This window comes from Mesorhizobium sp. M0048 (genome assembly GCF_040323405.1).
Taxonomy (GTDB): domain Bacteria; phylum Pseudomonadota; class Alphaproteobacteria; order Rhizobiales; family Rhizobiaceae; genus Mesorhizobium.
Window position 1 is genome coordinate 1 of the sequence record NZ_JAMYUV010000084.1, and the last position, 13,323, is coordinate 13,323.

7 protein-coding genes and 5 pseudogenes are annotated in these 13,323 nt (G+C 58.3%); 7 read left to right on the forward strand and 5 right to left on the reverse strand.

Features of this window, described 5'->3' with window-relative positions; all coding sequences use genetic code 11:
- On the forward strand, positions 1 to 276 hold a 276-nt coding region (locus tag NKJ84_RS31875), incomplete at its 5' end, for a hypothetical protein (RefSeq protein ID WP_352509845.1).
- A 120-nt stretch (positions 277 to 396) separates the two neighbouring features.
- Here NKJ84_RS31875 and NKJ84_RS31880 read toward each other — a convergent pair.
- The 3 genes and pseudogenes from NKJ84_RS31880 to NKJ84_RS31890 form a co-directional block, all read right to left on the reverse strand.
- Positions 397 to 1,203 (reverse strand): annotated as a pseudogene (locus NKJ84_RS31880) (ATP-grasp domain-containing protein); the annotation flags it as partial.
- Positions 1,204 to 1,589: 386 nt separating this feature from the next.
- A pseudogene (locus NKJ84_RS31885) lies at positions 1,590 to 2,323 on the reverse strand (IS110 family transposase); the annotation flags it as partial.
- Between the two features lie 176 nt (positions 2,324 to 2,499).
- A complete protein-coding gene (locus NKJ84_RS31890) occupies positions 2,500 to 3,324 on the reverse strand; it encodes a reverse transcriptase domain-containing protein (protein WP_352509839.1) in 825 nt (274 codons plus the stop codon).
- A gap of 1,041 nt (positions 3,325 to 4,365) precedes the next feature.
- Between NKJ84_RS31890 and istA the strand changes: the two are divergent.
- From istA to NKJ84_RS31925, 6 genes and pseudogenes are all read left to right on the forward strand, one after another.
- Positions 4,366 to 5,933: pseudogene (istA, locus tag NKJ84_RS31900) on the forward strand (IS21 family transposase).
- Positions 5,866 to 6,600 carry an IS21-like element helper ATPase IstB gene (gene istB, locus NKJ84_RS31905; protein ID WP_352509840.1) on the forward strand — a complete coding sequence of 245 codons (735 nt, stop codon included), beginning with the start codon at positions 5,866 to 5,868 and terminating at the stop codon, positions 6,598 to 6,600. The pseudogene istA and the gene istB overlap by 68 nt, the downstream one beginning before the upstream one ends.
- Positions 6,601 to 6,756: 156 nt before the next feature.
- Positions 6,757 to 7,139 (forward strand): annotated as a pseudogene (locus tag NKJ84_RS31910) (OmpW/AlkL family protein); the annotation flags it as partial.
- A gap of 522 nt (positions 7,140 to 7,661) precedes the next feature.
- Positions 7,662 to 8,903, forward strand: coding sequence for an ATP-grasp domain-containing protein (locus NKJ84_RS31915; RefSeq protein ID WP_352509841.1), 1,242 nt, complete (start codon positions 7,662 to 7,664; stop codon positions 8,901 to 8,903).
- A 201-nt stretch (positions 8,904 to 9,104) separates the two neighbouring features.
- A complete protein-coding gene (locus NKJ84_RS33350) occupies positions 9,105 to 9,377 on the forward strand; it encodes a transposase (RefSeq protein WP_502904059.1) in 273 nt (90 codons plus the stop codon).
- A 432-nt stretch (positions 9,378 to 9,809) separates the two neighbouring features.
- Positions 9,810 to 10,721 carry a TauD/TfdA dioxygenase family protein gene (locus NKJ84_RS31925; RefSeq protein WP_352509842.1) on the forward strand — a complete coding sequence of 304 codons (912 nt, stop codon included), beginning with the start codon at positions 9,810 to 9,812 and terminating at the stop codon, positions 10,719 to 10,721.
- Between the two features lie 1,051 nt (positions 10,722 to 11,772).
- Here the strand turns inward: NKJ84_RS31925 and NKJ84_RS31930 are convergent.
- The gene (locus tag NKJ84_RS31930) at positions 11,773 to 12,519 is read right to left on the reverse strand and encodes a LuxR family transcriptional regulator (RefSeq protein WP_352509843.1); all 747 of its coding nucleotides are present in this window, start codon (positions 12,517 to 12,519) and stop codon (positions 11,773 to 11,775) included.
- Positions 12,520 to 12,839: 320 nt separating this feature from the next.
- Positions 12,840 to 13,216, reverse strand: a pseudogene (locus NKJ84_RS31935) (IS30 family transposase); the annotation flags it as partial.
- Positions 13,217 to 13,323: the final 107 nt, after the last annotated feature.

Here is a 13,323-nt window from a genome sequence, read left to right on the forward strand (position 1 = left end):
CGCCTGCCGCATCTCCTGTGTGGGGAGGGTTACGGTATCGCTGAGCAGATCTATCATTCTTCTCTCCCACAAGTGGCGTTGGCGATCAATCTTTGCACAACGGGCTTTCAGCACCGTTCCGCGCCCATCCAGCTGCAAGTGCGGATCAACGGAAACGGTGCAAAGTGTCCCAACAGTATCCATGGCGTATGGGCGAGTCAGTTTTGCGCCAAAATGCATCGGCTTTTGAAATGCCGCCCCACACTGGGCGGTGTGGTTGAAATGTCCCCGGCCTGAGCCGCACTCCGGAACCAACTGGATTGAAACCTGAAGCGGGCGCAAAGGCGGGCGAGTTACAACGCGCTTCTCCCGTGCTCGAGATTGCACCAATGTCCGGCAGTCGTCCGCGCCGGATCGCCTGGGCTTGACCTGCAATTTGACGTCGGCGACACCTAATACAGCAGCTGCCCTACTGTCGTCGACCAATCGAGCGTGCCATCGCGATCAGAAACTAAGTACCGCGCGACGCAGTCTGCGAATTGCTTCTGCGCAAATTCCATTCATCGCCGATGACAAGCTTGATGTGCTCGGTGACGAGATCGACACCATAAGCCAGCTGAACCAGTTGAGGAGCGCGCGAGCCAGCAAGGCGCGGGTTGGCTTCAATGACGACTGGGGTCACGCTTCTTTCACCAGAGTTAACGTTAGTTGGCCCCCAGCCGAGGCCGAGAGCTCGCAAACAGCTCAGCGAAACATCGGCGATACGATTGTGCTCGTCATCAGTCAGCAGGGCCGGATAGGTGAGCTCAGGGTGGGCGGCAGAAGTCAAGGTCCGTTGCGTTCGCTGCACGAGATAAGCAGGTATTGCGATGCCGGCCTTCGCGAGGAGTTGACGTTGACCGAATTTGTCGCAGCATCGTTCAAGGATTCGGCGTTTGGTCCCGGTAGATCGAAATGCCGGCAGAGCCTGCCAACTGTCGCATAAACGACTCCGTCGCGGACGTAATTTAGATTGCATATAGTCGGGAACATTCGTGGATCGGTGCGTCGAGATTGTCTGTATCGTCACGGATCGCCCCATTGCTCAGCCGCAAGGTAGTCGTCCTGAGCTGGATCAGTCGGCAATGTAATTGGGTAAAGACCAAGACGCGGGGCCGCTTCGACGAACAGCAGGCCAAGACCCTTTATATTGCCTTCAATCAGGATGAGCGCTTTTCTTGCCATTCGTGTTGACCTTCCCTCGCGTGCTGTTGCAGCGGGCCAAGCATAAATCAGCATCATGTTTTAGCCGTGCCTGACCTCAGGCCTGCCAACCTATCATTGTCAGCAATTTGCGGTCGCAAAGATTCGGTAAATTTATCTAAAGGAACTGCAACATTTTTGGGTATGGACGGTGTGGCACAGAGCATCTCGAAAGCGTCGTCACATTCCCGGCATTCGGCAGGCGGCCGGAAAGAGGTTATTTTTCAGGCCCAAGTGCCACAGGCGCGCTCCAGAGTCGTCAGTTGCGTCCAAGCGATGATGCCCCGGGGTGAAGCACATGGCTAATCGGATGATGAATGGACAGAAGACGCGTAACATCTCGGGCTGACTTGAAGTGCTTCATCTGTCGCCGGATCTTCAATGGCAGTGGCGAACGAGGTTGCGGTAATGGGGCAATGCCGGGATCGACATGAGTCTTTGGCTTTGACGTGCATCTGCGACAAGCTGGCGCCCAAGCTCGGAGGCACGGATGCGAATGCTGCGCCAAGCTTCCAACATCTGTAGCACGACAGGAGCAAGCTCGCTCTGATGGATAGGAAGGCACCGGACTTTACTTTCGAATGTAGTTCCCTTACCGGCGGGAACGAGCAAGCCGAACGTTTTCAAGATCCCTCGGATCTGGTTGGAAACGCGACGGTGATCCGGACCAGCCGCGTGCGTGCTGCCACGAGCGTGCGGGTCAACGTACTGTCGAAGCCTTTCACGCGAACCTCGCGAAAGAACCCTGCTTCAGCAAGACGCGCCAAACCATCGGCGTCATTCGCATCCGTCTTGTTCGCCGCGATATCGAGAGCGGCTTTGGCATGGCGCACATCGATGCAGGTGGCTGGCATCCCTCGGCGCGCAGCGTATGATAGGACCAGAGGGAAAGGGGTCCAGTCTCGAACACGACGCGCTTTGCGGCCGGCGCCCGCTTGCGGACAAGCTCGGCAATGATCCTGGGATCAGATGCGCACTTCCCGCGCCAGATCCGTTCGCCTTCACGGCGGATCGACACTGCCGTCCTTTCATCGACAGTAGAGTGAGCGCCGCGCCGCCTTTCAGCGGCCGGTTTCTTCCCGCCTCTCCCCGAACCGAGCATGCGCCTTTCGTTACGCACTCGGCTCTCCAGAAGACACGGCAAAGTCAGGCATCGCCATCCATGCGAGACGGAAGCGGTAGACGGGGGTCCAGGCGAGCACATGTGGCTCGACCATTCCCTCGCGCCAAAGCCGTCTCGTTGGCCGCCGACTACTGGGCTGGCATGAGGCCCAGATGTCACGCAACCCCCGCCTTGGGGCGTTTCCTATGCAGACACCGCGCTATCCTCATGCCGACGTACCAGTCGAGACTGGTGAACATCCGACCGGCATAAGCGCAGTGGCGGTAGTAGTTCGCCCACCCACGCAGGATGGGATTGAGCTCCTGAAGCTGGGAGGTCAGGGTGCACGGGGCAGAACTCGTTCCCGTATGTGCCTTGACCTTTCGACGCAGGTTGGCAGCCTTTGCTTTGGGAATCTCAATGCGCGGGCCATAGCCGTAGCGCTTGTCCCAATGCATGATGAAGCGGAATCGGAGGAATTCGAACCCCTCCGTCATGGCTGTGACCTTCGTCTTTTCCGGCGACAACTCAAGGCTCATGGTCTGACGCAGGTAGGCCGCCAGCGCGGTCTTCTCCGCGATGGCATCCTCCCGTGTGCCAGACACCAGCACCACAAAGTCGTCGGCGTAGCGCACCGGTAGAAACGCACAGCGACCAGCCATGCGATCCCAGTAGCGCGCTCTGCCTGCCGCGGTCGTCCCATCACATTTGCGGTCGGCATGGGCCTTGGTGCGCTGATACACCCACCGTTCATACCGCTCTTCGATCACGCTGAGCGCGATGTTGGCGAGCAGCGGTGAGAGAATCCCGCCTTGAGGGGTGCCGGCGTCTGTGCGAAGGAACTGCTCCTCCGACAGAACACCGGCTTTCAGGAATTGCCCGATCAGCCTCGTCACCCTCCGGTCAGCGACGCGCTTGCGTAGCTTTTCGAACAGATGATGATGGCTGATGTTGTCGAAGCAGCCCTTGATGTCGCCCTCTATGACCCATGGATACGGCATCCGACTCCGCCGGGTGTCCCTATCGCGTTTATGCGGGAGGCAGCCCGTCGGATATACTCCAAGGCGCCGTGCGTGCTCCGTCCGGGCCTAAACCCATAGGAGACATCCCAGAACTGCGCCTCTAAGATTGTCTCCAGAAGTGTCTTGACCGCGCCTTGGACGACGCGATCCTTGACCGTGGGAATGCCCAGGGGTCGGAATTGACCCGCTTTACCGGCCTTGGGGATGAGCTTGCGCCGCGCGGGACTTGGTCGGTATGCGCCAGAGCGCAACTCGGCCTGAAGCCCTTCGAGGAAGCGTTGCTCACCGATCCTGTTCCGGATGCGGCCCACGGTCACCCCGTCGATCCCGGCTGTGCGTCCGCCTCTGTTCGAGGCTACGCGTCGCCAGGCATGACGCAGCATGCGCAGGTCGGTTACCCAACCCCACATATCCCGCGACGCGTCTTCGGGATTTGCCTTGCTCCACTGGTAGAGTTTGCGCTGAACGCCGAGTACCCAGGCCTCGTCGGCCCGGTGATCCATGTCCACAGATCACTCCTCCGTCATGCAAGTCTACCGTTTTCCTGCTTCCCTTCGCCCTGCGCGCGGCTTTCCCGCGCTCCGACTACTACGGAAGCTCCGCCCTCGGTGTCGTCCATCTCCGGCCGTCGCGGCGAGCCCAGTTCCGTACTGGGCAGACGATCCGAGTTCCCGTGTTCCGATTTCCAACCTTAATCCGTAGGCGGCGAGCTTTACCCCGGGCGATGCGGAAGACAGGGCAATGAGTGCTTTTCCCCGTCTCGAGCGTGTTGTCCGCGCCCCGCAGTGAAGATAGACGAACCCCACCGCGTCTGATCGCTTCTTACCTCCCACGCCATCGCGCGACTTGGAGGCGTTACCGGTTGAATAAGCTTCCTGTTGGTAGGACAGCCAACGGGACGATGGTGTGATTTTTCGTGGAATGAGGACCCCGTTTAAGGGGTGATTTTCGTCCAAACGGGCCCCCTTAACGGCGGGGTTGTCAAAGTGCCTCCAGTTTCATCGGAGGCATTTGTTTTGGATGTTGGTTGTGGAGACGATTGCGAAGATACGCCGGCTGTCGCTGGTTCAGGGAAAGTCGATCAAGGCGATCTGCCGGGAGCTGAAGATCTCCCGGAAGGTGGTGCGCAAGGTTTTGCGTTCCGGGGAGACGGAGTTCCACTACGAACGCAAGCATCAACCCTATCCCCGGATGGGCGCCTGGCGCGAGGAACTGGATCGCCTGTTGTCGGCGAATGCGGTGAAGCCGCAACGGGAGCGTCTGACGCTGATCCGGGTCTACGAGGAGCTTCGCGGCCTCGGCTACGACGGCAGCTACAGTTCGGTGTGGCGGCACGCGCAGAACTGGGAGACGGATCGCGGTAGCGCTGCGGCTGAAGCCTACATTCCACTGAGCTTTGCGCCGGGTGAAGCCTACCAGTTCGACTGGAGCCACGAGATCGTCCTGCTGGGCGGCGTGACGGTCACGGTGAAGGTCGCGCATATGCGCCTTTGCCACAGCCGCATGTTCTTTGTGCGGGCCTATCCGCGCGAGACGCAGGAGATGGTGTTCGACGCGCATGACCGGGCGTTCGCCTTCTTCAAGGGAACCTGCACGCGCGGCATCTACGACAACATGAAGACGGCGGTGGACGCGGTCTTCATCGGCAGGGATCGCCGCTACAATCGACGCTTCCTGCAAATGTGCGGCCACTACCTCGTCGAGCCGGAGGCCTGCACGCGGGCGGCGGGCTGGGAGAAGGGTCAGGTCGAGAACCAGGTTGGGCTGGTGCGCGAGCGTTTCTTCACGCCGAGGCTGCGCTTCAAGACGCTGGAGGACTTGAACGGGTGGCTGACCGACAAATGCGTCGCCTATGCAAAGGCGCACCGGCATCCCGAGCAGGGCGAGCGCACGGTGTGGGAGGTATTCGAGGAAGAGCGTGCCAGCTTCATCCCCTATGCCGGGCGCTTTGACGGCTTCCGTTGCATTCCCGCGTCGGTGTCGAAGACGTGCACGGTGCGCTTCGACAACAACAAATACTCGGTGCTGTCGAGCGCTGTCGGTCGACCCGTCGAATCCATGCCTACGCCGACCGGATCATCATCCGTCAGGACGGTGCCGTCATGGGCGAGCATGCCCGTTCGTTCGGTCGTGGCGAAGTCATCTACGACCCCTGGCACTACGTGCCGGTGCTGGCTCGCAAGCCCGGCGGCCTGCGCAACGGCGCGCCGTTCCGGGAATGGGTCTTGCCCTCGGCCATGGAGAAGGTGCGCCGCAAGCTGAAGCTGGCCGATGACGGTGATCGTCAGATGGTGTCGATCCTTACCTGCGTGCTGACTGACGGAATAAGCGCGGTCGAGGCGGCCTGTCAGGAAGCGCTCGACCATGGTGTCTCATCCGCGGCGGTGATCCTCAACATCCTGGCCCGCAGCCGCGATCCGGCGCCGGGCGCGCTCCTTTCCATTCCCCAAGCGCTGAAGCTGGCCCACGAGCCGATCGCCGACTGCGCCCGCTATGACAGTCTCAGGAGGACAAACAGCCATGGAACGCGCCGAAGTACTGGAACGGATGGGAACGCTGAAGCTCTACGGGATGCGCTCGGCCTATGACGAGATCATGGGCGTCGCCATCAAGCGCCAGCACGAGCCGCCCAGGATCGTCGGCGACCTGCTGCAGGCAGAGATATCGGAGAAACAGGCCCGCTCCATCAAATACCAGCTCACCGTCGCCAAGTTGCCGCTGGCCAAGGACATCGAGGACTTGGACTTCGCCGACACGCCGGTCAACGAACCGCTGATCCGCGATCTCGCCGGCGGCGCCTTCGTCGCCGATCAGCGCAACGTCGTTCTGGTCGGCGGGACAGGCACGGGAAAGTCGCATCTGGCCATCGCCATTGCCCGGGCGCTCATCCGCAACGGCGCGCGCGGGCGATTCTTCAATGTCGTCGATCTGGTCAACAGGCTCGAGACCGAGACCCGCTCCGGCCGCCAGGGGCGCATTGCAGACCATCTCACCCGGCTCGACTTCGTCGTCTTCGACGAACTCGGCTATCTACCCTTCGCCCAGGCCGGCGGGCAGTTGCTCTTCCATCTGGTCTCGAAGCTTTACGAGCGCACCTCGATCATCATCACCACCAATCTCGCCTTCGGCGAATGGCCGAGCGTCTTCGGCGATGCAAAGATGACCACCGCGCTACTCGACCGGCTCACCCATCATTGCGAGATCGTCGAAACCGGAAACGATTCCTGGCGCTTCAAGAACCGCTCTCAAAGCTGAAGTCGACGAGCCAACCAGCCGCACCCGATCAGGCTGCGCAACCCCGACCAGCTTCGCCTGATCGGGCGCTCACCGGCGTACCATTCAACACCCCACAACCGGGGTCCCTTTTGCGCGAAAAACCAGGGTCCCGATTCAGTGGTCATTGACACGATGGAGGCGCCGAGCCCGTGGCAGATCCGGCTGCGCGCGTTGGGAGTGAAAACCAACAATTCAGGTTACGTCGGCGGGGTTCCCTTCCAACCTCTCCTATTCAGACACTGTGACGCGGGAATTCGACATCTCCTATTTCTACCGAAAACGTCGCCGCCGAACTCATACTCGCCACCACCTACACCAACATCGATGGCGCCGGAGCGATCGGGACGCTACGGAACGTCGGCAGGGTATGGGTACTGCCGCCCACGCTCACGCTGCAGTAACATATTACACACTTCGGGGGCTTTCCGACCCTATGCGGTACCGGCCTGAACTATACTGTCTTCTACAATCAGAGTGTCGGAAGCGCCGATGCTCTCCATGTCAAGAACACGTTTGGCGTGCGACTGACCGGCTTCCGCCGGAGTTAAAGGCGTCAACAGCTTTCGTAACGGGTAACCCGATGGGTGTAGACGGCCTCCGCTCCCGGCATGGAGGTGCCATAGTGGCTGTCACAAGTCACAAGAGGGAGAGGCGTCCATAGATAAGTTACCGCAGTTGGTCTGGATATTGCGAGCAGGTTTTTCAGGTTCACGGCATCGAAGCTGGCGGCGAGGTCCTCGTTCGTCCGGTCCATTTCGTTTCATTTCTATCTCGATGTTGCACCGCCGGATGAGGGTATTACGACTCTGAGTGAGGTGACGAGCTGGCTGCGTCTCCGCTGATTCATAAATATAAAGTCACATGGGTTTCCGCTGCATCTGGATTTATTCTGCACTTGAAAAATAGGATTTACTGAGATGGTGAAATGTTTGATCAGCGTTGAATTAAAGTTCTTATAATGTGGTAACAGATAAATCACCGTGGCAACTATAGGATAGTACGCAGTCAATGTGTTCAGTACTCAGCGGAGGTCAACAGCAATGGCAAAACGAGCTCTTATTTTGATTGAGGGTAATTGGGGTATCGGTTCCCTATATATCCAATCGGCCAAGCGTCTTGGTCTCTATCCCATCACCCTGTCGGCTGATCCAGATCAGTACGAGTATCTTGCGGCGGAAAGCACTGAGGCAATACGTGTCGATACAGATAACCTCGATGCGCTGATCCGCGAATGTTCCCGGCTACGTGCGATCTATGACATCGCGGGCATCACCGGCTTTTCGCGCGCAGACGAATCGGCCTATGCGACGGTCGGGAAGCTCTGCCGGTACTTCGATCTGCCGGGACCGAATCCAGCATCCATTGAACGATGTTGCGACAAGTTCGCTCAACGTCAGCTCCTCGCGGAGGCCGGCGTTCCAGTGCCTGCTTATCTGTTGGCAGCGAATTCTACAGAGGTTGAAAGCGCTGCCGCGCAGATCGGCCTGCCTGTGATCCTCAAACCAGTCGTAGGCAGCGGCAGCAGCGGTGTCCGATTGTGCCGCAACATCGACGAGTTGGCCGAACATACGACCTATCTGTTGGGTGGGACGCACACATGGCAGTCTTCGCCGAAGATACTGGTCGAAGAATTCGCACAAGGCCCTCAATATACGGCTGAGATAATGGGAAGCGAGGTTATTGGAATTGCCGCCGCTGACTTCAACCGCCCACCGCATTTCGTGTTTCGTGGGTTGACCTTTCCAGCCCCGTTAACCGACGACGAGTATCGGCGTATCGCCGAAGTTGCGCTGAGTTGCTTGCGACCTCTCGACCTTGGCTGGGGACCAACCTGCATTGAAGTTCGGTGGACGAAGCCTGGTCCGGTCGTCATTGAAGTCAATCCTCGTCTTCCCGGCGCGCCCGATCCTCAACTGGTGCAGCTGGCTTATGGAGTCGATCTCATCACCGAGCACGTCAAGCTTGTCGTCGGCGACGAGTGTGATTTGCGCAGAAAGCATTCGCACGTTGCGGCTGCACGGAAATTAAATCCTGATCGCGATGGTACCCTCGCTCGGATCACAGGCGACCGCCAGGCGGCTGCTGTATCAGGTGTTGCCGAGGTCAAATTCTATCGCAAGCTCAGGACGCCAATCATCAGGCGAGGCGATTTCCGAGACTCCATCGGATATGTCACCGCCGTTTCTCCCACGCTTGCTGAGACCGAGGCGATCCTTCAGCGTGCCGTCGACTTAATCGACTGGTCGATCGCTCCATTTTCGACCCTTAGTGAACAGGAATAATTCCCACTGTCCCCGCAGCCACGAAAGTGGCGCTAGGGTCAGGACCCATTAGTTTGTTGAGTTGATCTCTGTTGGGTGATTCAAGGTGGCAGAAGGTGCCGTCTTGAGTGATTTGCTGATGTTGACGCCGGAGCAGATGCGCCGGATCGAGCCCTATTTTCCTTTGTCGCATGGTGTGCCGCGTGTAGATGACCGCCGGGGGTGCTGAGCGGCATCCTGTTCGTGATCCGCAATGGTCTTCGCTGGCGAGATGTCCCTTCCGACTACGGCCCGCACAAGACCATCTACAACCGCTTCATCCGCTGGAGTCGGCTGGGTGTGTTCAACCGCATCCTGGCGGAACTGGCCGCGCAGGGCGGCGAAACGGACAATCTGATGATCGATGCCACCCATCTCAAAGCGCATCGCACTGCCGCCAGCCTCCTTAAAAAGGGGCTCTATCCCGATGTATCGGATGCAGCCGAGGCGGACTGACCACCAAACTGCAAGTGGTCTGTGACGGCAAGGGACGTCCGCGGCTGCTGCATCTGAGCGAAAGGCAGGCCAATGATCACAAGACTGCTGCGGCAGTGATCGAGGATTTGCCCGCCGCCAACGCCCAATCGCCCGACAAGGCGCCGCTGGTGCTGTGCGTCGAAAGATCGAGGCGCTGGCCGCATCGTGAATTTCCTTTTCCGTAAGCAGCCACGCATGGTGGCCGGAATACCGCTTGTCGCATTCGCGACAACGCAGCTTCGCTGGCGCGAACACGAGCTGTTGCTTCGGTAAATCAACGGCTTAACGCTCGTTTTTCGCCTTCGGCACGCTGCTTGCTAGAACATGGTGTCAGCGAGCTGAATGGCCTCATGGGCGCAGATACATGGCTTTGGTCTGGCGAAGGAACCGCGAACTTGGAGAATTCCACCCATGGGTGAATCGGCTTTGATGATCGATAATGTCGTTCCGCGTAACGCTGTTCTAAAACTCGCGGCGCGCATTGGCGCTGAAATCAGGAATATCAAACTGTCGGGTGATTTGGCGGACCAGACCATCGCCGCGATCAAAGGCCTGATACTTGACCACAAGGTCATCTTCTTCCGTGACCAAGGTCATCTCGACGACGCCGAACACGAGCGCTTTGCTCTTCGTTTCGGGAAGCCTATGCTGTCTCCGACTTTGGATCCTGCGAAAGGGACGATGTCGATCCTCGACATTGATAGCGCGCGCGGGGGGTTCCGGACTGATGCTTGGCACATCGATTTCGCCTACCTGGATGCCTATCCTAAGATTCTGGTGCTGCGAGGCGCTGTGATTCCACCGGTCGGCGGCGACACGGTGTGGTCAAACACCGCGGCCGCATATCTCGACTTGCCAGGACCGCTGCAACGGCTTGCCGATGACCTCTGGGCCGTTCACAGCAACGCGTATGACTTCGCCGTATTCGCGCGCCCTACCGAAGCCGAAAAAGAGGTTCACAATGAGGGGCTTGCTAAAGCGCTTTTCGAGACCGAGCATCCCGTTGTACGTGTCCACCCCGAAACCGGCGAGCGAACGCTGGTGCTTGGTCTTTACGTGAAAGGGTTTGTTGACATGCCGAAATATGACGGCCAGAAACTATTCGATTTATTCGGGTCTCATATCACCGCGCCGGAAAACACTGTGCGCTGGAACTGGAAGCAGGGCGATGTCGCTATCTGGGACAACCGCGCCACGATGCATTATGCGGCTAGGGATTATGGCGACAAACCTCGCGTCACCCGCCGCGTGGCCATCGATGGCGAGGTACCCGTCAGCGTTCAGGGCCAGCGCAGTGTAGTGCGTATCAAGATCATCAAGTAGCCCCCGCGACATATCGTCTAGCGCGTTCGCAAATTTGGCCGAGATCGAGCTGGTCTAGACTCAGCCGCGCGTCAGTAGCGCCCGGCGGCCATTATGGCCGAGTTCTTCAGGTTCTGGGAACGGATCTGCCGCGCATCTGGGAAAGATAAGAAGTGACCAACGCGATCCGGTACGTCGCGCCGCGTCCAAGTTCTCGGGCGGTCTCACGCGTGTCAAACCGAACCCCAGGTGTTGAACGAGTCGTCAGACCCCAAACAATGACCTGCGGTCGCGGCGGGACACCGGCACCATCGCCGTGCGCTTGATACGACAAAGTGAACGACGTCCATGCTTTCGCCTGGCTAAGTCGCTCGATCTTGTCCCAAGAGATGATCGATCGTGGAATCGTAAGTCCGCCTCTACCGATGATGCAGCTCGCCGTACACTGCGTTCTCATCGCCCACGACCTTAGCCACTACCATTTCGTTACGCGTCAGCAACTGCCTCGTAAAGCAGCGTTCGCATCATGCCGTCGCCAGAGCAGGCTGTCAGCTTTCGCCCGACTGTCGAGCACCGGCGCCAGACCGAGCCCGGCCCGACTGGCTTGGATCGCTAGCGCCGAGCGCGCTGCTCAGGGACCTCAATACGCCGCAGGGAGGCGTCGAAAAAATTCGAGCACACCCGCCTTGCTCCGCCGGCCGAACCGTTGCCAGACGCTATTCCAATTGCCGAAACTCTCCGGCAGCATCGCCACGTGATGTGTGGACCGAGAAATAGTGCAGAGGCCCGGAAGATCTTCCTCCAGTGCCCAATCCGCCATCTTGGTAGATATTGCCGACCTCCAGAATCAGTGATAATCCATGAATCTGACAGGATTCCTTGGCGGATTCCTCAAACCTATACCAGAGTCTTCGTCCACACGGCCTAATACCGACCAGCGTCCCCGATGTGAGATTCAAAAAAACTTTGGCAGCCAACCGTTGTTGGCACCGGAATATCATCATTCGAGCGTTATTATCGTTCGACAGGACCAGTGGCTTTGAATATCATCCAGAGCGCTTATCGGAACATTCTACACTTCAATAATTCCAAGGCCCATCGCCTTTATAGCGGCGGCCGTTCTGCTGGGCGCATTGAACTTCCGCATCACGTTTTTTAGATGGAAATTCACGGTATTTACCGATATTCCCACAATGATTCCTGTTTCCCAGGACGACTTACCTCTCGCTGTCCACAGAATGCACTCCTTTTCTCTAGCAGAGAGGCTATGAACTTGCTTCAATGCGCTCGAACTAGTGAATTTCGTAACCCTGAGATGGAAATGTAACGCGGCAAGCTGCAAGTAAGTGATTGTGGGATTACGGAATTCGCGTTCCCAAGGTTGAGCAAAGCTCATGATCGTAAAGCTGCCAGCGGGGCCGTGCAATGGAACAGTAATGCCTGACCTTAAGCCGAACGTCGCTGCTTCGTCTAAAACGCGCCGTTCATTTTCAGTCGTGCTTGCATCCCTGTACACCTCGCTCCATCGAAAGGCGCCTAGCCCCCGTCGACTTTTCTTGATGATTGGGTCTATTCTGTCATAACCCATTTTGAGGTAGCGCTCCTTCCATTCATCAGGGTAATTCAACATGGCCCCCGAATCCGGTTGGGCCGGCTTCAAAACCTTTTCGTCGGGTACAAGAGTACCGTAGGCGATCCACGGGCAATCAAAACTTAATGCAAAAGCAGACAACAGGTCGAACAACTGTCCGGATTGAGTAATACCATCAGTCTGGTCGAGAAATCTACCTAACTCGACCGCAATCCGAGGGAGTTCCATCGTGTCTCCTTCCTTGCGTTGTCAGCGGTGCACAAAGCAGACGGCTGCAAGAGCTTGTGGCTCTATGCCCCGTCGGCAGGCCCGCATGAAAAATGCGCTGTCAATGCGGATCTGAGGCAGACCCGAATTCCATTGCGTCGGAGATTTACCGACAACTGAGGAGGGACCTTCAAAAGTCGTGCCAGCTTGGCAGCAAAAGATATTCTTCAGGTTTTCAATCGACTGGATGGGGGTAATCAGGAAGCAGGCCGAACAACACTGTGTCGGAGACTGAACATACGGCGGATTCAATCCGTCGTCGCAACATCGATTGTGTCCACTCACGATAGCAACTCGTCAACCGCCTCTGCCGGCGTTTCCCAGCGACGGGTCTTTCTCGGTCTGTCATTGAGGGCCGCGGCGACGGCGACGATCCTCGTCGGCGCTGGATGCTCAAGCGGTGTCTTTCGGGAAGTACCCCGTTGGTGTTCTCGTTGGTGCCACGCTGTCAGGGGCTTTGCGGATCGCAGAAGTAGACTTGGACACCCCCGTCGAGACCATCGTGCTGAGCCATCTCGGCTCCCTGATTCCAGGTCAGCGAACGGCGTAGTTCTTCGGGCGAGGTGATGGTGGTGCGCGTTCTCGCATCGCGCACGGCTTCGGCCACCTGTCCCGCGAGAGCAGGGCCATTCTTCATGCGCGGAACTTCGCCATGCCCCGCTAGAGCACGTCCGGGGTTCGATGAATCGATTGTGATGTGACGCGAATCGGTTTGACTGATTCAACGTCCACTTTATGGAGGTTGACGATGGCGAGAGCACTTGG